The 23,445-nt window shown below is 65.4% G+C and carries 18 protein-coding genes; 8 read left to right on the top strand and 10 right to left on the bottom strand.

The genetic code is table 11. The features are described from left to right. The first annotated feature begins 621 nt into the window (after nucleotides 1-621). From AKL29_RS38195 to AKL29_RS42525, 5 genes are all read left to right on the top strand, one after another. Nucleotides 622-4,158, top strand: coding sequence for a helicase-related protein (locus AKL29_RS38195; protein ID WP_050387742.1), 3,537 nt, complete (start codon nucleotides 622-624; stop codon nucleotides 4,156-4,158). 30 nt (nucleotides 4,159-4,188) lie between these two features. Further along, nucleotides 4,189-4,473, top strand: a complete 285-nt coding sequence (locus AKL29_RS38190; protein ID WP_050387741.1) for an RNA-binding S4 domain-containing protein — start codon at nucleotides 4,189-4,191, stop codon at nucleotides 4,471-4,473. Nucleotides 4,474-4,680: 207 nt separating this feature from the next. Then, nucleotides 4,681-5,019, top strand: a complete 339-nt coding sequence (fdxA, locus tag AKL29_RS38185) for a ferredoxin FdxA (protein ID WP_016844914.1) — start codon at nucleotides 4,681-4,683, stop codon at nucleotides 5,017-5,019. 411 nt (nucleotides 5,020-5,430) lie between these two features. Next, nucleotides 5,431-6,237 (top strand): CarD family transcriptional regulator, encoded by an 807-nt coding sequence (locus tag AKL29_RS38180; RefSeq protein ID WP_080667177.1) that lies wholly within the window; start codon nucleotides 5,431-5,433, stop codon nucleotides 6,235-6,237. 297 nt (nucleotides 6,238-6,534) lie between these two features. Further along, complete coding sequence (locus AKL29_RS42525) at nucleotides 6,535-7,101, top strand: hypothetical protein (RefSeq protein WP_152977942.1); 567 nt, start codon at nucleotides 6,535-6,537, stop codon at nucleotides 7,099-7,101. Nucleotides 7,102-7,421: 320 nt separating this feature from the next. Here the strand turns inward: AKL29_RS42525 and AKL29_RS38170 are convergent, their stop codons facing one another. From AKL29_RS38170 to cyoA, 7 genes are read right to left on the bottom strand one after another with little or no spacing between them, the layout of a single operon-like run. Further along, complete coding sequence (locus AKL29_RS38170; protein WP_028336203.1) at nucleotides 7,422-7,958, bottom strand: response regulator transcription factor; 537 nt, start codon at nucleotides 7,956-7,958, stop codon at nucleotides 7,422-7,424. Further along, nucleotides 7,948-9,333 (bottom strand): ATP-binding protein, encoded by a 1,386-nt coding sequence (locus AKL29_RS38165; RefSeq protein ID WP_050387739.1) that lies wholly within the window; start codon nucleotides 9,331-9,333, stop codon nucleotides 7,948-7,950. Before AKL29_RS38165 ends, AKL29_RS38170 begins: the two co-directional genes overlap by 11 nt. Then, complete coding sequence (locus AKL29_RS38160) at nucleotides 9,305-10,135, bottom strand: SURF1 family protein (RefSeq protein ID WP_410712225.1); 831 nt, start codon at nucleotides 10,133-10,135, stop codon at nucleotides 9,305-9,307. Before AKL29_RS38160 ends, AKL29_RS38165 begins: the two co-directional genes overlap by 29 nt. Nucleotides 10,136-10,137: 2 nt before the next feature. Then, the gene (gene cyoD, locus AKL29_RS38155) at nucleotides 10,138-10,530 is read right to left on the bottom strand and encodes a cytochrome o ubiquinol oxidase subunit IV (RefSeq protein ID WP_050387737.1); all 393 of its coding nucleotides are present in this window, start codon (nucleotides 10,528-10,530) and stop codon (nucleotides 10,138-10,140) included. Further along, a complete protein-coding gene (gene cyoC, locus AKL29_RS38150; RefSeq protein ID WP_050387736.1) occupies nucleotides 10,527-11,156 on the bottom strand; it encodes a cytochrome o ubiquinol oxidase subunit III in 630 nt (209 codons plus the stop codon). Before cyoC ends, cyoD begins: the two co-directional genes overlap by 4 nt. Continuing rightward, nucleotides 11,153-13,156 (bottom strand): cytochrome o ubiquinol oxidase subunit I, encoded by a 2,004-nt coding sequence (gene cyoB, locus AKL29_RS38145; protein WP_028336208.1) that lies wholly within the window; start codon nucleotides 13,154-13,156, stop codon nucleotides 11,153-11,155. Before cyoB ends, cyoC begins: the two co-directional genes overlap by 4 nt. Nucleotides 13,157-13,166: 10 nt before the next feature. Further along, entirely contained in the window at nucleotides 13,167-14,333 is a 1,167-nt protein-coding gene (cyoA, locus tag AKL29_RS38140; RefSeq protein ID WP_050387735.1) for a ubiquinol oxidase subunit II, read from the bottom strand. Nucleotides 14,334-14,566: 233 nt separating this feature from the next. Here cyoA and AKL29_RS38135 point away from each other — a divergent pair, with 233 nt between their 5' ends. Continuing rightward, complete coding sequence (locus AKL29_RS38135) at nucleotides 14,567-15,856, top strand: MFS transporter (RefSeq protein WP_050387734.1); 1,290 nt, start codon at nucleotides 14,567-14,569, stop codon at nucleotides 15,854-15,856. A gap of 174 nt (nucleotides 15,857-16,030) precedes the next feature. On the opposite strand, the gene AKL29_RS38130 is transcribed toward AKL29_RS38135, so the two are convergent. Further along, entirely contained in the window at nucleotides 16,031-16,840 is an 810-nt protein-coding gene (locus AKL29_RS38130; protein WP_050387733.1) for a transporter, read from the bottom strand. Nucleotides 16,841-17,032: 192 nt separating this feature from the next. Between AKL29_RS38130 and AKL29_RS38125 the strand changes: the two genes are divergently transcribed. Continuing rightward, a complete protein-coding gene (locus tag AKL29_RS38125; protein ID WP_050387732.1) occupies nucleotides 17,033-17,434 on the top strand; it encodes a c-type cytochrome in 402 nt (133 codons plus the stop codon). Nucleotides 17,435-17,593: 159 nt separating this feature from the next. Here the strand turns inward: AKL29_RS38125 and AKL29_RS38120 are convergent, their stop codons facing one another. After that, nucleotides 17,594-19,087, bottom strand: coding sequence for a M48 family metalloprotease (locus tag AKL29_RS38120; protein WP_050387731.1), 1,494 nt, complete (start codon nucleotides 19,085-19,087; stop codon nucleotides 17,594-17,596). Nucleotides 19,088-19,159: 72 nt separating this feature from the next. Further along, nucleotides 19,160-19,906, bottom strand: a complete 747-nt coding sequence (locus AKL29_RS38115; protein WP_028336214.1) for a thermonuclease family protein — start codon at nucleotides 19,904-19,906, stop codon at nucleotides 19,160-19,162. 477 nt (nucleotides 19,907-20,383) lie between these two features. Here AKL29_RS38115 and AKL29_RS46400 point away from each other — a divergent pair. Beyond that, a partial coding sequence (locus AKL29_RS46400) for a beta strand repeat-containing protein (RefSeq protein WP_430648911.1) occupies nucleotides 20,384-23,445 on the top strand: 3,062 nt, incomplete at its 3' end.

Here is a 23,445-nt window from a genome sequence, read left to right as displayed (position 1 = left end):
AACCCGGAATCTCGAGATTCCGGGTTCGCGCTGCGCGCCCCGGAATGACGGAGCACTCAGCGCGCGGGGGCAAGCAACGAACGTCACCCGAATCCAGTTGACTCTTGCCGGCTTCTGATTCGACTCGGACGCCCCTGGAACTTAGGGAATTCAGTCCGCATATCCTGTGCTTGTGGAGCCCTCTCAAACTTGATCTAGTGCCGCCGCCGTCAGCCTACCCGAGATATTGCGGTGAACGTTTCAGGTCCCAAATCGAGTCAGCGATTCGGCCGCGATTCGTTCTAGAGTCGTTCCAGTGCTTAAGGTCGGCGCGGAAAGCGTCGCATTGTGAGACAGGTTTTGTGAAACACGCTGCCAATGCGAAACACACTGCCAAACCGTCACCCCCGCGCAACGGCTCTGCCGTTGTCGCTGGAGGAGGCCGCGCAGCGGCCGTCTCGAAGGGCGACAGCCCCGCTCGGTCCGCGAGAGGAAAGTCAGATCAACACGCGCGAATAAATCTCGGCCGTGCATCCTTCGAGACGCGCTGCGCGCTCCTCCAGTACAACGGCTAAGCGGCCGTTGTACTGGGGATGACGGGTTGAGCGTTTCGCCAACAAATTCAAGAAACACCTGCAAAATATGGCTTTCTCAACTTCGTTCGGAAATGACCGCGTGCCGGGTGCAGGCGTCACCGCGGTGCTCGGGCCGACCAACACCGGCAAGACGCATCTCGCCATCGAGCGCATGCTGGCGCATTCGTCCGGCCTGATCGGGCTGCCGCTGCGGCTCCTGGCGCGTGAGGTCTACAACAAGATCGCGGACCGCGCCGGCGTCGATAACGTCGCGCTGGTCACGGGCGAGGAGAAGATCAAGCCGAAGGCGCCGCGCTTCTGGGTCTCCACCGTGGAGGCGATGCCGCGCGATCTCGATGTGTCCTTTCTCGCGGTCGACGAGATCCAGATCGCGGCCGATCTCGAGCGCGGGCATGTGTTCACCGATCGCATCCTCAATCGCCGCGGCCGTGACGAGACGCTGCTGCTGGGTGCGGCAACAATGCGGCCGATGATCGAGCGGCTGCTGCCGGGCGCCTCGATCATCACGCGGCCGAGGCTGTCGCAGCTCGAATTCGCCGGCGACCGCAAGATCACGCGGCAGCCGCGCAGAACAGCAATCGTCGCGTTCTCGGCGGACGAGGTCTACGCGATCGCCGAATTGATCCGCCGCCAGCATGGCGGCGCGGCCGTGGTGCTGGGCTCGCTCTCGCCACGCACGCGCAATGCGCAGGTCGCGATGTTCCAGAACGGCGACGTCGATTATCTCGTTGCGACTGACGCGGTCGGCATGGGGCTCAATCTCGACGTCGACCACGTCGCCTTCGCCTCCGACCGCAAGTATGACGGCTATCAGTTCCGCCGCCTGACGCCGGCCGAATTCGCGCAGATCGCGGGCCGCGCCGGGCGCGCGACGCGCAACGGCACCTTCGGCACCACCGGGCGCTGTGCGCCGTTCGAGCCGGAGCTCGTCAACGCGCTGCAGAACCACACCTTCGATGCCGTCAAGGTGCTGCAATGGCGCAACGCGAAGTTGGACTTCGCCTCGCTCGGCGCGCTGCAGGTGTCGCTGGCGCTGTCGCCCAATCATGAGGCACTGACGCGGGCCCCGGTGGCCGAGGATCTGCGCGTGCTCGAGCATGTCGCGCGCGACGCCGAGGTGCGCGATATGGCGCACGGGGCCAAGGCGGTCGAGCGGCTGTGGGAGGCCTGCCAGGTTCCGGACTACCGAAAGCTGTCGCCGGCCGCCCATGCCGAACTCGTGACCACGCTGTATGGCTTCCTGATGCAAAAGGGGCGTATCCCTGACGCATGGTTTGCCGCCCAGGTCGACCAGGCCAACCGGACCGACGGCGATATCGACACGCTATCGGGCCGGATCGCGCAGATCAGGACCTGGACCTTTGTTGCCAACCGGCCGGACTGGCTCTACGACCCGGACCACTGGCAGGGGATCACGCGCGAGCTCGAAAATAAATTATCCGATGCGCTGCATGAACGGCTCACGGAGCGTTTCGTTGACAGGCGGACCAGTGTATTGATGCGCCGCCTGCGGGAGAACTCAGTTTTGAATACGGAAATTGGCAAGACCGGTGAAGTGATCGTGGAAGGCCACGTGATCGGCCGGCTCGATGGTTTCACCTTCGCACCTGATGCGGCCGAGGCCGGCAGCGACGCCAAGGCGCTGCAAGCCGCCGCCCAGCAGGTGCTGGCGCGCGAGATCGATGCGCGCGCCGAGAAACTGGGCGCCGCCCCCGACGAGCAGTTCGTGCTGACCTCCGACGGCACCATCCGCTGGACCGGCGATGCGGTCGCCAAGCTGGTGGCCGCCGAGGACGCGCTGCATCCGCGCCTGCGCATCATCTCCGACGAGCGGCTGACCGGCGCCTCGCGCGAAGCGGTGCAGACCCGGCTCGATCTCTGGCTCAAGACGCATATCGAAAAGCTGCTCGGGCCGCTGTTCGAACTGTCCAAGGCCGAGGATCTGCAGGGCATCGCCCGCGGCATCGCCTTCCAGCTGGTCGAGGCGCTCGGCGTGCTCGAGCGCGCGAAGATCGCGGCCGAGATGAAGGATCTCGACCAGCCCTCGCGCGCGGCCCTGCGCAAATACGGCGTGCGGTTCGGCGCCTACCACATCTATTTCCCGCAGCTGTTGAAGCCCGCGGCGCGCTCGCTGGCCTCGCTGCTGTGGGCCGAGAAGCAGAGCAATGCCGACATGGCGGCATTGTCGAATGTGCAGCATCTCGCCTCGAGCGGCCGCACCTCGTTCCCGGTCGACAAGCAGTTAGCCCGCGATGCCTATCGCGTGCTCGGCTATCGCCAGTGCGGCGAGCGCGCGGTGCGCGTCGACATCCTGGAGCGGCTCGCCGACCTGATCCGCCCCGCTCTGGCCTGGCGCGAGACCTCGCCGGGCGAGAAGCCCGCGGGCGCGTTCGACGGCCGCGGCTTTGTCGTGACGCAGGCGATGACTTCGCTGACCGGCTCCGCCGGCGAGGATTTTGCCTCGATCCTGCGCGCGCTCGGCTACCGCATGGACCGCCGTCCGCCGCTGCCGCCGAAGCCTGTCGAGGCCGCGCCGGCCGAGGCCACGGAGGCCGTCGCCGAGACCACGGAGGCGGTGGCCGAGACCACCGAGACGGTCGCCGCGGAGACGCTGCCGGTCGAGGCGACCTCTGACGCCGCCGTGGATGCGCCGGTCGGTTCCACTGCCGAGGTTGTGGCCGAAGCGCCGGAGGCTGCCACGGATCAGCCGGTGTCCGGCGATCCCGCACCATCGGCCGCGCTGCTGCCCGATGTCGGCTTTGCCGAGGTGGTGCCTAGCGAGGCGACGCCGGTCGTCGTCGAGACCAAGCCTGAGCCGGTGGCCGAAGTTGCCGCGGCGCCCGCCGCTGTCGCTGAAGAGCCCGCTGCCGAGGCGCCCGCTTCGGACGCGGTATCCGAGCCCGCGCCTGCCGTGGAAGCCACTGCAGGGACGCCCTCGGAGACCGCCGCTGAGGCGGCCGCGGAGACCGCGAGTGCTGAAGCAGCACCGGCTGAAGCCGCTGTCGCCGCCGCGGAGACGCCGGCCGAACCGCAGCTGGTCGAAGTCTGGCGTCCCGGTGGCCGTTCCGACGAGCGCCGTCCGCATCATCGCGGCCATGATCGCAACCGCGGCCGTCACCAGGGCAAGCCCGCCGAGGGCGCACAGGCCGCTGAAGGCGGCCGTGAGGGCGACAGCAAGCGCGAACAGCATCGCCGTCCGCGCCGTCACCAGGATTTCCGCGCGCCGCGTCCGGGCGCGCCCGCGGATCCGGCTGCGGCGCCCGCCGAGGGCGGCGCGCAGGCCCGCGACAACAGGGACGACAAGGGCCAGCGCCGCGAGCGCTTCGAAGGCAAGGGTCGCGATCGCGACAATGAGCGTCGCCGCGACAACAAGTTCGGCGGCGACCGCAAGGGCGAGCGCGGCGATCGTGATCGCGGCGGCCGCGATTTCGGCAAGGGCGGCCGCGACAAGCGCGAGGGCGGCCCGTCGCATCGGCCCTACGCCTCGAGCGCGCCGCGCGAACGCGACCGGCCGATCGATCCGAATTCGCCATTCGCCAAGCTCGCTGCCCTGAAAGAGCAGCTCGCCGGCCGGAAGGAATAGTCCAACCCTTGGTTCAACGCTTGGTCTAGTTTGGATCGACAGCGCCTCGACAAATGGCTGTGGCATGCGCGCCTGGTGAGGGCCCGCACCAGCGCCGCTGAACTCGTCGTATCGGGGCATGTCCGGATCAACGGCGTGCGTGAGAAATCGCCGGGCCATGCGGTGAAGGCGGGCGACGTCGTTACCGTCGCGCTCGACAACAGCGTCCGCGTGCTCAAGGTGATCGGCTTTGCCGAGCGGCGCGGCGATGCCAGCTCGGTGCGGGTGCTGTACGAGGATTTGCAGGCCGGCAATTTGCAAGCCGATAAGGAGTAGTTATCTAGCGTCTGTTACTTCGACCGCGGAATGGGGCCGGGTTTCGCTCGCGACAAACGCATTGCGCTTGCGCGCGGATCATGCTCCCAACAAACCGGCGGGCAGGGGCGTGAGAATACTGGCGTTTTTCGGAGCCGGCTTCCCTTGCAGGGCCGGTATTCCTGCGCTACGCAACCCCAGAAAAACTGGATCGTTTCGGAGTTTTGGATGACCTACGTCGTCACTGAAGCCTGCATCAAGTGCAAATATACCGACTGCGTCGAGGTCTGCCCCGTCGATTGCTTCTACGAGGGCGAGAACATGCTGGTCATCCATCCCGACGAATGCATCGATTGCGGCGTGTGCGAGCCGGAATGTCCGGCGGACGCCATCAAGCCGGACACCGAGCCGGGCCTGGAAAAGTGGCTCGAGGTCAACCGCGACTACGCCAAGAGCTGGCCGAACATCACCCAGAAGAAGGACTCGCCCGAGGACGCCAAGGAGTGGGAAGGCAAGGAAGGCAAGTTCGAGAAGTATTTTTCTCCGAATCCCGGCAGCGGCGACTGATTCGCCAGGGAATACCACGGTAAGGGCGGGCTTCGGTCCGCTGTGGCCCTCCGTTCGGCCGCCGATTTAACCCTAATGACGGACATATGACCTGAGCGGCCCCTGTTATGCCCGGAATCGGGCGTAAACCATTGATTTTTGCGGAAAATGTGCTATATCTGACACATTACAGGCCAAGAACCCCCTGCCATGCGTACCTTGTGGCTTCGAGGTTCCCGCAAACTCGAACAGGGGCGTGGCAGTTTCCGCGCGCAGGCTGTGTCACAGAAAACGCGTAAAAAGAGTGCTTCAAAGACGACGAAAAAAGCCGCTGTCGTTGCTCGCAGCGCAACCAAGGGCCGTGCCAAGGCGTCCGTGAAGGGGGCCAAGAAGGCGGCGGCTGCAAAGTCCTCAAAGAACAAAAGAAGCGTGATGCCAGAAAAGACTGCCAAGACTGCCGCGAAAGCGGCAGCTGCGAAGCCCGCTGCTGCCAAGGTCGCCCCCAAGCCTGCCGCGACCAAGACGGCTGCTGCGCCGAAGCCGGCCGCCCCGAAGGCTGCCGTCCCCGCCGCTGCTCCGAAGGCCGCCGCCAAGCCGGCCGCCCCGTCGCGTCCGGAAGAGAAGAAGGTCGTGACCCAGCGTCAGGGCTTCAAGGCCAACGAATTCGTGGTCTATCCCGCTCACGGCGTCGGCCAGATCCTGGCGATCGAGGAGCAGGAGATCGCGGGCGCCAAGCTCGAGCTGTTCGTGATCAATTTCATGAAGGACAAGATGACGCTGCGCGTCCCGACGGCGAAGGTCGCCAATGTCGGCATGCGCAAGCTGTCGGAGCCGGCGCTGGTCAAGAAGGCGCTGGAGACGCTGAAGGGCCGCGCCCGCGTCAAGCGCACCATGTGGTCGCGCCGTGCCCAGGAATACGAAGCGAAGATCAACTCGGGCGACATCGTCGCGATCGCCGAGGTTGTCCGCGACCTCTATCGTTCGGAATCGCAGCCCGAGCAGTCCTACTCTGAACGCCAGCTTTATGAAGCAGCGCTCGACCGCCTGTCGCGCGAGATCGCGGTCGTGCAGCACTCGACCGAGACCGAGGCGATCAAGGAGATCGAAGGCCAGCTCGCCAAGAGCCCGCGCCGCGGCGCCAAGGCCGAGTCCGCTGAAGGCGACGCCGAGGGCGATGCCGACGGCGAGGATCTCGACAATGATGGCGACGATACCGCCGTCGAGGACGAGGCCGCCTGAAAGGGTTCGACGGATTGAAAACAAAAGCCCGGTCGCAAGACCGGGCTTTTTGTTTTGGCGGTGCGTCCGTGGGGCACGCTTGGCTCTTTCCTTGTGGGAGGGCCCGGATTGCATTGCAAGATGCAATCCGGGTGAGGGTGCCGCTCCGCGAACTGCAGTCCGTCGCCCGGGGCAGATCGATGTTCCAAACTGTCCGCACCGCCAGCCGCTTGGACAAACGATACTCATTGCCGAGTTATCCCGAAACGGAACGCCGGTAACTCTCGCGCGTTCGCTCGCCAATGCAGGAGAGCGGACATGACATCAAAGGCAGGCATTTTTTTCGCAGGCGTTGGAACAACTTTTTTCATCCTCGGTGCCGGGTTCGGTGGTGGACTGTTCATCGCAAATTCGGCGCTTCAGGATTCTGCCGGCGCCTCCACGCGCGTCTCGTCGCCAGTGCCTGTGGAACCGGCCCGCGTTGTCCTGCCATCCACGGCTGAAGCCGCGCAGCCACAGCAGCCCGCGACCCAACGCGAGCCCGCCTCGCCGGAAGCAGCCTCACCGCCGCAGTCGCCACCGGAGCCGGTCAAGGACGTACAAGCGCCCGTCGAGAAGCAGGCAGACGTGGTGGACACGAGAAGATCTGACATTGAAGAAAAGGAACGGCGCAAGCGCTACGCTGAACGCAAGGCGAAGCGCGCCGCGACCGAGCACGGGAAGCGTCAACAGCGGCGCATCGAGCAGGGAGACCAACGTCGCGAAGCTCCGGTGCTCCTGGAGCAGGCGCAACGCCGCGAAGTGCCGATCATGGCGTCCGAAGACGACGACTCTCCATCTCGTCCGTTCGCGAATTTCTTCGGGAATGACGGAGCGCATCGCTGAGTGAAGGAGTCGAGGAACAGTCCGCGATCGAGGGACGTTAGTGCTGATACAGAAGGCCCGTTCGTCCGATGGCTAACGAAAGCCCTGAACAACGCATAGAACAGGCGTCAGAGGCGATCCGTCAGATGGCTGGGCATGGTGCATTCGAACCATTGCCGCAACAGGATCGGTGGCTGCATCACTTGGCTGAATTGACCAGGGCGGCTCCGCTTCAATCGCTTGCCGTCGCATTCTTGCTGGGGGTCTTCCTGGCTCGGCGGTAACCCTCGGCGACGCCGTTGACGCTGCCGCGCCGTGGTTCGCCAGTACTGCCAGCGCAACTACTTCACCCGCTGCTTCTCGAGCTTGCGCGCCAATGTCCGGCGGTGCATGCCGAGGCGGCGGGCGGCTTCCGAGATGTTGAAGTCTGTCTCCATCAGGGTCTGATGGATGCGCTCCCATTCCAGCGTCTTGATCGAGGTCGGCCGCGCGCCGACCTCGATGGCGGCGTTGCCGGCGGCCTTCTGGAACGCGGCCTCGATGTCGTCGGTGTTGGACGGTTTTGCAAGGTAGTGGCAGGCGCCGAGCTTGATCGCCTCGACCGCGGTCGCGATGCTGGCGAAGCCGGTCAGCACGACGATCAGCATCTCAGGGTCATGCGCGTGCAGCGCTTCGACGCAGGCAAGTCCCGACGCGCCGCCGGCGAGCTTCAGGTCGACCACCGCATAGCCGGGCGATTGCTGCTCGAGCAGCTGGCGGACCTCGTCCAGCGAGGCCGACACCGCCACATCATAGCCGCGGCGCTCGAACGAGCGCTTCAGCGTGCGGGCGAAACCGGCGTCGTCCTCGACGATCAGGAGCTGGCGTTCATCCGTCAAGATGGTCTCCGATCGCAAGCGTCGAGAGCGGCAGCTCGAGCTTGACCGCGGCGCCGATGTCCGGCCGGTTGCGCGCCGTCACCACGCCGCCCAGCTTGCGCACCACGTTGACCACCAGGAACAGGCCGAGGCCGCTGCCGGGGCTACCCTTGGTCGATTGATACGGCTTGCCGATATGCGCCAGCATCTCGCGCGAGAAGCCCGGGCCGCGATCGGTCACCGACAGCACCAGCGTGTCGGCATTGCGCTCGGCGGTCAGCTCGATCCAGTCGCGCGAGACCTCGGCGGCGTTGTCGAGCACGTTGAAAATCGCCTGCTTGAGCGCGATGTCGGACACGATCGCGAGATCGGCGCCGAAGGCGTTGCGGAAATACAGCGTGGCCGACGGCCGCGTCGTCCGCCATTCCTCCACCAATGCCGTCAGGAACGCCGCGACCGTGGTCGGCGAGGAGCCTTCGCCGCGGGCTTCGCCCGCCGACAGCAGGATGCCTGTGACGATCGACTTGCAGCGCTGCACCGAAATCTCCATTTCGCCGAGGTCTTGCGACAGCTCGGGATCGGATGCGAGCGCGGGCATCCGGCGCCAGTCGCCCAGGATGACCGAGAGCGAGGCGAGCGGCGTGCCGAGCTCATGCGCGGCGCCGGAGGCCAGGAGGCCGATTCGGACGATGTGATCCTGCTCGGCGGCGTGCTGGCGCAGCGCCGCGAGGCGCAGGTCGCGATCGCGCAGATTGCGGTTGATCCGGGTCATGAACACCACGAGCAGCACGGCGTCGAGCACGAGGCCGATGAAGGTGCCGGCGATATAGAGGTTGAAGGCATCGGCGAAACCTTGCTGCGGCAGCTCCAGCGGCCGGTAATAGCTGGTCAGCCAGGCGAAGTTCATGCAGACCAGCGCCACCAGCGACCAGGTCGAGGGCGCATCGAGCAGCACCGCGCCAAGCGTCACCTGCAGCAGATAGAGCGAGGTGAACGGGTTGGTGGCGCCGCCGCTGAGATAGAGCAGGGCGGTCAGCGCCGCGACGTCGAGCGCCAGCGCGACCAGCAGCTCGCGGTTGTTGATGTCGGCGCGGTAGCGCAGCCACAGCAGGCTGACGACATTGAGTGCCACCAGCCCGGAGATCACGGCCGCCAGGGGCAGCAGCGGCAGCGCGACGCCCATCCAGAACTGCACGAAGCCGATGGTGGCGATCTGGCCGATCACGGCGATCCAGCGCAGCTGGACCAGGAGGGCCATGTTCTTGCGGTTGGTCGCGATGTCCGCGGGCGCGGCGAGATCGAACGGCATGCCGGCAGCCGCGCCCGCGGCGGACGGCATCACCGCCGCGCCGGTCGCGGCCTTGTCGTCATGCAGATCCGATGTGCGCTCGAGCATCTGGGCCTGTGTCGCGAGACAGATTGCGGGCTGCGCCGATCAGGCGGCGCACGGCGGCGCGCCGTGAGTCCCACCTTGGATCGGAGGCGCCGGCGCGGCCCCTGTCGCTGATGACGCGCAGGAGCGCGCCCGCCAGCATAAGGGCCAGTGCGAACCATGTCAGCGCGTAAATCAGGTGGTTGTTCGGAAACCGGACGATCGTGAGCCCGCCGATTGGGTAGCCGCCCGGATCTGGCGTCGCATCGGCGTCGATGAAGAAGGGGGCTGCCTTCGACAGTCCGTGCGCGGCGGCGATCGCGGCGACGTCGCGGGAATACCAGCGGCCGGCCGAAGCATCGTTGCTGCGCAGGAAGCCGCCCTTCGGCTCCGACATCCGCAGCAGTCCGGTGACGCTGACGGCGCCCTGCGGCTCGCCATCGCGCCGTGTCGCGGGATCGCGTTTATCGGCGGGAACAAAGCCGCGGTTGACCAGCACGGTGGTTCCGTCGGCGGCTTGCAGCGGGGTCAGCACCCAGAAGCCGGGGCCCTCGGCCGTGACGGCCTGCACCAGCGTTTCATCGGCGTTGAGGAACGTGCCGCGTACGGTGACGCGGCGGTATTCATCGCTCGCGGCCGTGACATCAGGCCATGATGATGGGGGCGGCGGCGCGACCGGCGCCGCATGCATGCGCTGCTCGACCCGCTCGATCAACGCCAGCTTCCAGGTCCGGCGCTCGACCTGCCAGATACCGAGCGCGCCCAGCAGCACCACGCCCAGCATGCCGAGCGTGAGCAGCATAAGCGAGGGCCTGGCAGACCGCATCGTCACGGCATCTGGCTCATGTCGTGCAGCGGCATCATGTTGACGTTGAGGTGATGCATGACCCACAGCGAGCCTGTCAGCCCGATCACCACCATGATCACGGTGAAGATCATCGCCATCATGGTCCAGCCGTTCTCGGACCGGGTGTTCATGTGCAGGAAGTACACCATGTGCACGACGATCTGCACCGCAGCCAGCACCAGCACAATCAATGCGGTGACCTGCTTGTCGGCGATCGCGCCGGTCATCACCAGCCAGAACGGCACCGCGGTGAGGACGACGGAGAGACCGAAGCCGATCAGATAACTCTGCAGCGAGCCATGGGATGCCCCGCCGTGAGCGGCGTGGCCGTGCCCGCCGGCGTTGGGTTCGATAGCGTGAGCTTCTTTTGTCATCGCAGCATTCCCAGGAGATAGACGAAGGTGAAGACGCCGATCCAGACCACGTCGAGGAAGTGCCAGAACATCGAGAGGCACATCAGACGGCGCCGGTTGGCTTCGGTGAGGCCGAAGCGCGCGGTCTGCACCATCAGCGTCACCAGCCAGAGGAGGCCGAAGGTGACGTGCAGGCCGTGGGTGCCGACCAGCGTGAAGAATGACGACAGGAAGGCGCTGCGCTGGGGCGTCGCGCCCTCATGGATCATGTGCGCGAACTCGGTAAGCTCGATGCCGAGGAAGGCGAGGCCGAACAGCCCTGTGATGGCGAGCCAGGCTTGCGTCGCGCCGATCCTCGATTTCTCCATCGTCAGCATGGCGAAGCCATAGGTGATCGAGGAGAGCAGCAGCATCGTGGTGTTAAGCGCGACCAGCTTGAGGTCGAACAGATCCTTCGGCGCCGGTCCGGCGGCATAGTTTCCGCCGAGCACGCCATAGGTCGCAAACAGCATCGCGAAGATGAGGCAATCGCTCATCAGGTAGATCCAGAAGCCCAGCATGGTGCTGGCGCCTTCCGGATGATCATGCTCGTCGATGACGTGGAAGACCGGCTCGGAGTCCTGTGTGGTTATGATTGCAACGCTCATGTCTGGGCTCCCGCGGCAAGCACGCGTGTCCGCGCGTCTTCAGTCCGCACCACCTCATCCGTCGGGATGTGGAAGTCGCGGTGATAATTGAAGGTGTGGCCGATCGCGACCGCGAGCAGCGCAACGAAGCTGACGGCGGCGAGCCACCAGATGTACCAGATCAGGCCGAACCCCATTACCGTCGCGAAGCCCGCGAGGATGATGCCGGTGCCGGTGTTGGAGGGCATGTGGATCGGCTTGAAGCCGGTCAGCGGGCGCCTGTAGCCGCGGCGCTTCATGTCCCACCAGGCGTCGTTGTCGTAGACCACGGGCGTGAAGGCGAAGTTGTAGTCCGGCGGCGGCGAGGAGGTCGCCCATTCCAGCGTGCGTGCGTTCCAGGGATCGCCGGTGGTGTCCTTCAGTTGCTCGCGGCGCAGAATGCTGACCGCGAATTGCACCAGCATCGCGACGATGCCGAGCAGGATCAGGAACGCGCCGAAGCCCGCGATGATGAACCAGATCTGCAAGGACGGATCGTCGAACACGCGGAGCCTTCGGGTCACGCCCATCAGGCCGAGCACGTAGAGCGGCATGAAGGCGAAGTAGAAGCCCGAGACCCAGAACCAGAACGACAGCTTGCCCCAGAACGGATCGAGCCTGAAGCCGAACGCCTTCGGGAACCAGTAGTTGATGCCGGCGAACAGGCCGAACAGCACGCCGCCGATGATCACGTTGTGGAAATGCGCGATCAGGAACAGGCTGTTATGCAGCACGAAATCGGCCGGCGGCACTGCCAGCAGCACGCCGGTCATGCCGCCGATCACGAAAGTCAGCATGAACGCCACCGTCCACATCATCGGCAGCTCGAAGCGGATGCGGCCGCGATACATCGTGAACAGCCAGTTGAACATCTTCGCGCCCGTCGGGATCGAGATGATCATGGTGGTGATGCCGAAGAACGAGTTCACGCTGGCGCCGGAGCCCATCGTGAAGAAGTGATGCAGCCAGACCAGGTAGGACAGGATGGTGATGACGACGGTGGCGTAGACCATCGAGGTGTAGCCGAACAGCCGCTTGCCGGAGAACGTCGCGGTCACCTCGGAGAAGATGCCGAACGCCGGCAGCACCAGGATGTAGACCTCGGGGTGGCCCCAGATCCAGATCAGGTTCACGTACATCATCGGGTTGCCGCCGAAGTCGTTCGTGAAGAAGTTGGTGCCGACGTAACGGTCGAGCGACAGCAGCGCCAGCACCGCCGTCAGCACCGGGAAGGAGGCGACGATTAGGACGTTGGTGCAGAGCGAGGTCCAGGTGAACACCGGCATCTTCATCATCGTCATGCCCGGCGCGCGCAGCTTGACGATGGTGCAGATCAGGTTGATGCCCGATAGCGTCGTGCCGACGCCGGCGACCTGTAGTCCCCATATGTAATAGTCGACGCCGACGTCGGGACTGTAGCCGATGTTCGACAGCGGCGGGTAGGCGAGCCAGCCGGTGCGGGCGAATTCGCCGACGAACAGCGACATCATCACCAGCACGGCGCCGCCGACCGTCATCCAGAAGCTGAAATTGTTGAGGAACGGGAAGGAGACGTCGCGGGCACCGATCTGCAGCGGCACCACATAGTTCATCAGGCCGGTCACCAGCGGCATTGCCACGAAGAAGATCATGATCACGCCGTGCGCGGTGAAGATCTGGTCGTAGTGATGGGCCGGCAGATAGCCGTCGGAGCCGCCAAACGCGATCGCCTGCTGCAGCCGCATCATAAGCGCGTCCGCGAAGCCGCGCAGCAGCATCACGATGCCGAGGATCATGTACATGATGCCGATGCGCTTGTGGTCCACGGTGGTGAACCACTCGCGCCACAGATAGGTCCAGAGCCGGAAATAGGTGACGATCGCAAACAGCGCGAGGCCGCCGGTCGCCACCACCGCGAAGGTGCCGACCAGGATCGGCTCATGGATCGGCAGCGCCTCCAGATTGAGGCGGCCGAAGATCATCTTCACGAGATCGGGATTCATGCGGTCCTCCTTAGGACTCTGGTTTCGGACGCTGACCGAGCAGCAAGGATGTCGACGACGGATGCGCGGGCGAGAACGGCGGGCGCTTCAGCCCGAAGCCGCGCAGCGGCGTCAGGTCGAGCGGCGCATTGACCTCGTGCGACGGCGCGTCCTTGATCTCGTCCATCGAGCAGATGCCGGCGACGAAGGTCGGCTCAGAGCCGAGCGGCGCGCCGCGGCGGGCGTATTTGTCGTAGGTCAGCGGCAGCGTGTTGTTGAAGCCTTCGCGGCCGAGGCCGCCCTTGGCGTCGATCGCCATCATCTCGCTCATGCACATCTTGCCGGGCTCGACGCACATGTTGAGGATCGCCTTGTAGAGATCGCGATCGACCGAGCGATAGAGCCGGACCGGATCGTTCTGGCTCGGACGCTCGAGCTGCAGATAGTCGGTGCGGCCGAGCATGTTGGCGCTGGTCTTGGCGCTGGCGATCCACTTGTCGAAATCGGCGCCGGACAGGCTCTTGAAGTCGAAGTGCATGCCGGAGAAGCCGGCGCCGCTGTAATTGGCGGAGAAGCCGCGATAGGTGCCTTCCTTGTTGGCGACCGCGTGCAGCTTGGTCTCCATGCCAGGCATCGCGTAGATCTGGCCGGCGAGCGCGGGGATATAGAACGAGTTCATCACGGAGGACGCCGTGATGCGGAAGCGGATCGGGCGGTCGACCGGAGCTGCGAGCTCGTTGACGGCGGCGACGCCGTAGTCCGGATAGATGAACAGCCACTTCCAGTCGAGCGCGACCACCTCGACATTGAGCGGGGCGTCCTTGCTCTCGATCGGCTTGTCGGCGGCGATGCGGCCGAGCGAGCGGTAGGGATCGAGCAGATGGGTGCCCATCCAGGTCAGCGCGCCGAGGCAGATGATGATCAGCAGCGGCGCCGACCAGATCACGAGCTCGAGCTGGGTGGAGTGATCCCACTCCGGCTCGTAGGGGGCCGCGGTGTTGGACTGGCGGTAGCGCCAGGCGAAGAACACGGTCAGCGCCATCACCGGAAGCACGATGATGAGCATCAGCACGGTCGAGATGACGACGAGATCGCGCTGCTGGGCGGCGATGTCGCCGGCAGGGGCCAGGACGACGAAATCGCACCCGCCAAGGAGCGCCGCGAACGGCAATAAGGCCAATAATTTCAAGGCGCGCACGGCTCACCCCACTTGAATTTTATGAGTTCCGCCAAGGGGTAGCTGCGATGCAGCAAAGTTCACATTGGACAATTTGTCCAATGTTGCACTGCGGAATGAAAGGTCAGAAGGTGAGGTGGACCGCGTGGCAATCTGCTCGTGGCCTCACTTCTTGTTTGAGCACGGTCTGTTCGGAAAACCGGTTGGATCATGCTCCAAAGGACGGTTCTCCGGCGATGGCACAGGCCCCAGCAATGGCTCACGGCACCCCGACCGCATCAGGTCACGGGCAGGCGAAACCCGGCGAAATCGCCATCGGCGTCATCATCGGACGTACGTCGGAATTCTTCGACTTCTTCGTCTATGCGATCGCCTCGGTGATCGTGTTCCCGAAGCTGGTGTTCCCGTTCGTCAATGAGCTGACCGGCACGCTCTACTCATTCGGCATCTTCGCGCTGGCGTTCGCCGCGCGGCCGCTCGGCACCGTGATCTTCATGGCGGTCGACCGCCGCCACGGCAAGGGCGCCAAGCTCGTCATCGCGCTGTTCCTGCTCGGCACCGCCACCGTCGCGCTCGCCTTCCTGCCCGGCTACGACACGATCGGCGTCGCGGCGATCTGGCTCTTGGCCGCCGCGCGCGTGCTGCAGGGCATCGCCTGGGGCGGCGCCTGGGACGGCCTTGCCTCGCTGCTGGCGATGAATTCGCCGGCGCATCGCCGCGGCTGGTACGCGATGGTGCCGCAGCTCGGCGCGCCGCTTGGGCTGATCGTGGCCAGCGCGCTGTTCGCCTTCTTCGCCGGCAACCTCTCGGCGGATGATTTCTTCGATTGGGGCTGGCGCTATCCGTTCTTCGTCGCCTTCGCGATCAACGTGGTGGCGCTGTTCGCGCGGCTGCGCATGGTGGCGACGGATGAATATTCCGAGCTGTTCGAAAGCCGCGATCTCGAGCCGGCGCGCGTCGGCGAGACCGTCGCGCAGGAGGGCCGCAACATCCTGCTCGGCGCCTTCGCGCCGCTGGCGAGCTTTGCGTTGTTCCACATGGTCACGGTGTTTCCGCTGTCCTGGGTGTTCCTGTTCACCAAGGAAAGCCCGGTGCGCTTCCTGATCATTGAGATGATCGGCGCCATGGTCGGCGTCGTCGCGATCATCGCCTCCGGCATGATCGCCGACCGCGTCGGCCGCAAGCCGCTGCTGCTGGGCTCGGCGGTCGCGATCGCAGTCTATAGCGGCTTTGCCCCGCAGCTGCTCGATGCCGGCGCGTTCGGCGAAACGATCTACATGGTGCTCGGCTTTGTGCTGCTCGGCCTGTCGTTCGGCCAGTCGTCGGGCGCGATCGCCTCGAGCTTCGCGCGCAGCTATCGCTACACGGCCTCGGCACTGACCTCGGATTTCGCCTGGCTGTTCGGTGCCGGCTTTGCGCCGCTCGCGGCGCTGCTGCTGGCGACGCATTTCGGCCTGATCTCGGCCGGCGCCTACCTGTTGTCGGGCGCGGTGTGGACGCTGCTGGCGCTGTGGCTGAGCGGATTGCGCGAAGCCGAGGGTTGAACTCTTCTCCTTCCCCCTGAAAGGGGGAAGGTCGGGATGGGGGTCTGCCGCACGCGCTGGCGTGTGTGGAGACAAAGATCCCCACCCGCTTTGCTTGAGCGAGCAAAGCGACCTCCCCTTTTCAAGGGGAGCTGGATAGGCCTCGCGGATGGTGCCCGATACCCATCTCCATCCTCAGCGAAACAGCCCGTCGACGCGGAACGAATACCCCAGGCCGACGATGTAGTTCGGCGAGTTGCGGTTGAGTCCGAACGCGACATGGAAGTCGACCTGCTGGGTCGGGGTGATCTGGTACAGGCCGCCGGAGTTGATGAACTGGGTCGGCCGCTCGCCGTCGGGATAGTCGCCGACATATTCGGTGAACACGCTGATCCGCTCGGTCAGCTTCTTCTCGATCACGAAGGTCGCTTCCGACACGTGGCGGCCGGTCAGTTCGGCGGGGCGGAAGAATTCCGTGAACATGCCGCTGACGCCCCAGCCGTCATGCAGCTCCCATGACCATGGCAATTGGATGTAGGGCTGCGCGCCGCGACCGGCGATTTCGGCAGCGCCCGTCGGCAGCGCGACGCCGGCCGTGATCGAGAGGTCGAGCTTCCCCGGCACGGGACTGATCTGCCATTTGATCCCCGGCGCGACGTCGGAAAAGCCCGAGGTGCCGGGCGAATTCACAGTGCCGACATAGTTCGGCAGGTCGATCAGCACCTCGAGGCAGGGCGCGATTCCGAGCTGCCAGCGGCTATTGCTGCCGTCGATGCTGCGGCCACTGCTGCGGCCGGTCAGGTTGATGCCGTTTTCGTTCTGCAGGCTCCCGACCGGCACGACGATACTCGAATTGGTGACGTCGGGCCGGTCGGTCGCGATTTCGTCGCTCGGCTTGGGACAGCCGTCCGCGCGCGCGGCGGTGGCTGCTGCGAGTGTGAGCGCAGCAAGCACGCACCCGAGTTCGGCAAGTCGAGCGACGGCGCCGAACCGATTCTGAAACACTGGGGATGCTCCAATAGCCCGGCGCCGCTGCGGAGGTGGCAGCTTTCGATAGAGATCGGCGGCGCGCCGGGAAATTCCCGGTTGGCTCAAAATTCTTCGTCAGTCGTCGGCGGCGCGAGCGCGCGGCATTCCAAGGAATAGAATCGCGGCATGCCTGCTCCTGTTGTGGTGGCAAACAGGAGACCTCCGGGAATGACCATTCGTTCGATCGCAGGCGTGCTGGCGCCGCAGCAGGCCAAAATTGCCGCGATGGCGGCCATCGCGATTCTGCTCGCCCTGAACAGCGCCCGTGCCGCGGGAGATGCGGCGCGCGGCGCCACGCTGTACCAGGGCTGCGGCGATTGCCACTCGATCGACAAGAACGACGTCGGCCCGATGCACAAGGGTGTCGTCGGCCGCCTCGCCGGCTCCGTCGCAGGCTACGACTACTCGCCGGCGCTGAAGAATTCGAAGATCGTGTGGACCGAGGAAAATCTCGACAAATGGCTCACTGGTCCGGACACGATGGTTCCGGGCACCAAGATGTTCTACGAGGTTCAGGATCCGAAGGATCGCGCCGACATCATTGCCTTCCTCAAGGAGAAGGCGAAGTAGCGGGCTATCTCTCATGTCGTCCCTGCGGAAGCAGGGACCCATAACCACTGGAATATGTCGTTAGGGCGCGCTGTGGCCCCAGCCTTTTCCATCAATCGATAACAGTGGTTATGGGTCCCGGCGTTCGCCGGGACGACGGTCGTGAGAGGGCGTGCAGCCTCAATCCACCACGATCTTGACGCGGTCGCGCGGCTTCACCTGGGCATGGGCGTCGAGGCCGTTGAGCACGCGGAAGCGCTCGGACGGGTGGTCGACGCCGGACATGCGGTGCGACAGCGATTCCACGGTGTCGCCCGGCTGCACGTTGATGATCTTGATGCGCAGCGGCCGCGCAGCCTGGATCTCGTCGAGCGTCAGGCGGCGGAACGAATTGACGGTCTCGCGCGCATTGCGCTCGCTCTCGGTGGATTTCTGCTTGGCGGCGAAGATGAAGCGGTAGACGTCGCTGCCGAAGCGCAGCGCGTAGACCTTGAACTGCCACTGGTCGCCATGCGCGGTGGCCGACGCCGCCGGAAAACCGTTGATGTTGAGGTCCTCGGTCGATGACTTCTCGACGCCTTCCATCCAGCCCGAATTCAGGTAATCGCCGAGCGACTGCTCGGCCGGCACCCGCACCACGTCGAAGCGCATCGCCTGGCTGCCGCCCTCGCGCACGCCGATCACCGCCTGCGCGGTGTTGTCGAGCGTGAAATTGTCAGGCGCGGTGAAGGTGAAGCCGAGCTTGGGATGCAGGAAGCGGCGGCCGCGCACGAAGCCTTCGCTGGGATCCTCGCCATAGACGATGTTGTCGATCGCGGCGAGATAGGTCTCGCGATCGCGCTCGTTGCTCTCGGGCGATGAGTATTGCCGTGCGGTGGTCTGCGCGTTGTTGATGCGCTCGGGCGTCGCCGGATGCGACGAGGTGAAGTCCTGCGCACGCGGATCGAGCGCGGTCTTGCCGATCTTGAGCGCGGCATTGCGCTCCATCGCGGTCAGGAAGCGCGCCGCACCGTAGGGATCGAAATGCGCGCGAGCGGCGATCCCGACGCCGATGCCGTCGGCCTCGAACTCCTGCTGGCGCGAGAAGCTCGCCATCGTCAGCTTGGTCTTGGCGAGCGCCAGCGCGGTGAGATCGGGATCGGTGCTCATGTCGGTGACGACGCGCGTCACCACCGCGGCCTGGCGGGCCTGGTCCTCACGCATCGCCGCGTGCTTGGCCAGCACATGCGCCATCTCGTGGCTTAGCACCGAGGAGAGCTCGGAGGTGTCGCTGGCGAGCGCAATCAGGCCGCGCGTGACATAGAGCTGGCCGGTCGGCAGCGCGAAGGCGTTGACCGCGCCGGAATTGAGGATCGTGACCTTGTAGGCCTGGTCGGGCCGTTCGGAGGCAGCGACCAGGCGCTCGACGGTCTTGCTGATCAGGGCCTCCAGCTTCGGGTCGTCATAGGCGCCGCCATAGGACGACAGGATGCGCTCATGCTCGCGTTCGCTCGTGGGCGTCTGCTGCACCACGCGGTTCGGCTTTACCGGCGCCACCGCTGCCGTGGGCGTGGCCTGCTCGAACCGGCCGACATTGCCGCAGGCCGACAGCGTCAGGGCGGCGCAAACGAGCGCCGGCGCAGCCGAAAGGCGGCGGCCAGTCCCCTCTTCACGCCGTCCTGCGCGCTCAATCACGTCAAAAACTCACAAATTGTCCCGTAAAAAGACCGGGGCAGGGCCCCTGGGTTTCTTGAGTCCCTTGGGCCCCTAGTTCCCGCCGAGCACTTCAAGCTGCCCCACCCGGAGCAGTTCGATTCGCGGCCCACGTCGTGCTTCCACCCAGCCTCGTACACGAATCTTACGATTTTCCAGAGACTTGGGCGCAAGCCCCGCCGCCTCGAACGCAGGGACTATGCGCCTTGAAATAGTCACAGCAAAGTCCCGTGTCCAGTTTCGGCCGAAATTCAGGTAGGTCGTCGCCCCGGCCTGACGCACGGACAAAACCTTGCCCTCGACCACGGTAAAGCGCCCGATCCCGGCCAAAATATCGTCCGGACTTTCGGCGTTTTTTATGACCGTGGAGCCGGCCCAGGTTCCCGATCGGGCGGCCCTTGCCTCGGCCTCGGCCGCCATCAGCGCGGTGGCGCAGTCCTGGTCCGGGGTCTCGGATGACACCAGCGCGAGGCCCTGGCGCAGCAGCTCGCTTTGCACGGGCTTCTCACTGCCTTCGAGGAATGCGTAGGCCGGCTGTCGGCCATAGCGGTCCGGCGTGTCGTCCTGTCCGCGCAGCGTCACCTCGCGGCCGACCAGCAGCGCCGTCAGTGCGGCGATAGCCTTCGCCTTGTCGGCCACCTCGATACCGGCGAGCTTGACCTCACGGCCGTCGTCGAGCCGCAGGCTGCGCGCATCGACGATGGCGGCGACGCGACCCTCGCCCTGAATCTCGAAATTGCAGCCAGTCGCTTCGGCGCGTCCGATGCTCGCGCCGATCGCGAGGACGCATACCGTCATCATCACCGCCCACGGACGGCGACGCCATGCTCTATCGCGTGGAGGCGTCATGCGGCACTCGCCACTTCGGTGCGCTCCGGTCGGAGCGTGGTCGCCAACAAGGACAGTCTGACGGAAAGATCGCTTCGGGGCCACCACAAGCGAAGCGAGATCGCATCGAGGGATGCCATCGTTGATTCGGTGGTCAATTTTCTGCGGCGCTTCTCATCGCGTGCACAGGCGAAATTGGTGTTTCACATCAATCCGTGCCTGTCGCGCGACGAACTCGTCTTCAGCGCCCCTTGTCGTGACGAAAATTGCCGTCCGATCGTGCATCGAGCGGCCTTCACACGCGTCAACCTTACCCATTCATCATCTCAACTCCGTGCGCGGAATGAGAATTTGTTATTGTTGCCAATGACTTGCGGCGCAAGATAACTATTCGGCAATTTTTTGAAAGGCGGCCGATTGCGGTCGCTCACGCATATTGCCGAGGTTCTTGTGTCGAACCCAGTCGTTCTCACGCTGTCGACCAGCGATCCGCTCAGCGATTATCTTCTGCTCTACAACGCGATTTCGGCGATCAGCGTCGGCGGCGGACTCGCTGCTGCCAACACCGATTACGTGATCCACTTCTCGCTCTCGTCCGGTGCGCGCACGCTGCAATTGCTGGACGATCTGCCGGCCATCAACCTGATGAGCGGCTCCACGCTCACCTTCGACGGCAACTCCGACTACAACAATCAGCTCGGCGGCCAGGACTACAGCGACGTCATCGACGCGCGCGGTTATCAAGGCTTCGTGGTCACCTCCGGCACGGTGACGTTCAAGAACCTCACCATCATCAATGCGGTTGCAAGCGGCGGCAATGGCGGGGTCGGCGGTGGTGGCGGCGGCGCGGGCCTCGGTGGCGGCCTGTTCGTCGGGCAGAACGCCAACGTCACGCTGAACAATGTCAATTTCGGCAACAACACCGCCAAGGGCGGCGATGGCGGCGTGGTCGATCCGGCCGGCGGTGGCGGCGGTGGCGGCGGCATCGGCGCCGATGGCGGCAGCGGCAATGGCGGCGGCGGTGGTGGCGGCGGCTTCGGTGGCCAGGACTATTACGGCTACCACGGCAATGGCGGCAGCGGTTACAGCGAGGCGGGCTCCGACAGCCAGCATCCCTCGACCGGGGCGCAGAACGCGGGCGGCACACCGGCGACGATCGAAGGTGCGGCGGGCGGTGGACAGGGCGCCGACAATTACGGCGGCAGCGGCTACGGCGCGCATGCCGGCGGCGGCGCGAGCGGTGGCGGCGGCGGCGGCGGTGTCGGTGGTGGCGGCGGCGGCATCGGCGGCGCTAACTCGGTAGCGGGCGCTCCCGGAGCTGGCTTCGGCGGCGCGGGCGGCGTTGGTGGCGGCGGCGGCGGCGGCATCTATAGCGGCGGCAATGGTGGTTTCGCCGGTGGTGGCGGCGGCTCCGGCAACGGCAGCGGATACGCGCACACCGGCGGCAATGGCGGTTTCGGCGGCGGAGGCGGCGGTTCGAACGGCACGCCCGGCACCGGCGGCTTCGGCGCGGGCAGCGGCTCGCTCGCCGGCGGCGGTGGCGGCGGCCTTGGCGCCGGCGGCGACATCTTCGTTCAGCAAGGCGGCACGCTGACCGTCATCGGCGGCACCTTGATGGATGCCACCGAGACCGGCGGCACCGGCGCCAATGGTGCGGGCAACGGCTCCGCCTATGGCGACATCTTCATCCAGGGCACGATGATCGTCACGCCGACGCACACCGTGCCGACGTTCTCCCAGGGCCTGCAGACCGTCACCACGCTCACGATCGGCGACAGCATCGCCGATGAGCGGGGCATCAGCGGCAGCGGTACGACCGGCAGGCTGGTCGTCTCCGGCGGCGGTACGCTGACGTTGACGGGTGCGAGCAGCTATGTCGGCGGCACGCAGATCGATTCCGGCAACACTCTCTCGATCACGGCCGACAACAACATCGGCGGTTCGGCCGGTGCACTGATCCTCAACGGCGGCACGCTGACCACGACCGGCGGCTACACTTTCACGCACGATATTCAGCTCACCGCCAATGGCGGCACCTTCGATATATCGTCCGGCACGATCGCGGACACCGGCTCGATCAGCGGCTCCGGCACCTTCACACTGTCGGGTGCTGGGACGTTGCAGCTCGGGATGGGTCAGCTCGCCGGGCTGACGGGCACGTTCGGTCTGAGCAGCGCGCATCTGTCGCTGACGTCGAGCGGCACTTTCGACGACACGCTCTCGGTCAGCGGCAATTCGATCCTGTCGATCGCGAACGGCAAGACCGTGTCCGACACCGCCCTCGTTACCGGCAGCGGCAATCTCGGCGTCGATGGCGGCGGTACGCTCATGCTTGGCCATGCCGCAAATACCTACGGCAGCACGACGATCTATTCGGGCACGGTGTGGCTCACCGCGGCCGGCGCCGCCGGAACCGGCAACATCTCGTTTACCTCAGGCATTGTCGGCACGCTGAAGATCGACAACGCCGCGCTGAGCGGCAATGCGTTCGCCAACACGATCGCGAATTTCAATCCCGGCCAGTTCATCGATCTGACCGGGCTGCAGTACAACACCCAGAATCCGTCGCTCAACACGGTCAGCCTGTCCGGCAACACGCTCTCGATCTCGAACGGCACCACGACCGATACGCTGACCCTTGCCGGCGTCGGCGCTGGGACCAGTTTTCAGCTCTCGCAGGATGCCAACGGCGGAACGATCGTGCAGGTCGTCTCGACCCGCGTCTTCAACGTCTCCAACGTCGCCGAGCTCAACGCCGCCATTCTGCAGATGGATTCCGGCGGACAGAACGCCGCGTCGAATGCCAACTACACGATCAACATCACCGCCAGCTTCAGTCTGACGTCGGAGCTGTACGCGCTCAATCTGCTCAGCGGGTCGAGCGTCACCATCAACGGCAGCGACGGTCACGGCGGCAGCTACACGATCGATGGCCTCAACGCCCAGCGCGGTTTCTTCGTCTATGCCGGTAACGTAAACCTCGAGAACCTGGCGATCCAGAACACGGTGGCTGCCGGCGGCGGCGTCGTTCGCGGTGGTGGCGGCGGCGGCGCCGGGCTCGGCGGTGCGCTGTTCGTCTCGTCGAACGGCAGCGCCACCATCGACAATGTCACCTTCCACAACAGCGCCGCGATCGGCGGCAACGGCGGTGCCGGCGGCACTGGCAATATCGCGTACGGCTACGGCTACGGCGCTGGCGGCGGGATGGGCGGACGCGGCGGAAGCAGCGGCGGCGGAGGGATCGGCCTCGGCGCTCAGGGCGCGGACAGCGATCTCTTTAGAAGCGGTTCACCCGGCATTGTCCCCAACACCGCTGGGGGCGGCAAAGGGAGCGACGGTTACCTGATCTCGATCGGGGGCGGGACCGAGCTTTACTGGTATGGCGGAGCAGGCGGCGCCAATGGCGGCGGCGGCGGCGCGGCTGGGTGGATCGGCAGCGCCGTCCGCGCACCGTACGGGCCAGGGGGCGGTGTCGGCGGCAGAAACGGGGCCGACGGCGGCAACGGCGGCTT

Origin of the sequence: Bradyrhizobium pachyrhizi (genome assembly GCF_001189245.1) — a bacterium.
In the GTDB taxonomy this organism is placed as follows: domain Bacteria; phylum Pseudomonadota; class Alphaproteobacteria; order Rhizobiales; family Xanthobacteraceae; genus Bradyrhizobium; species Bradyrhizobium pachyrhizi.
This window is presented reverse-complemented; position numbering and strand designations above follow the sequence as displayed.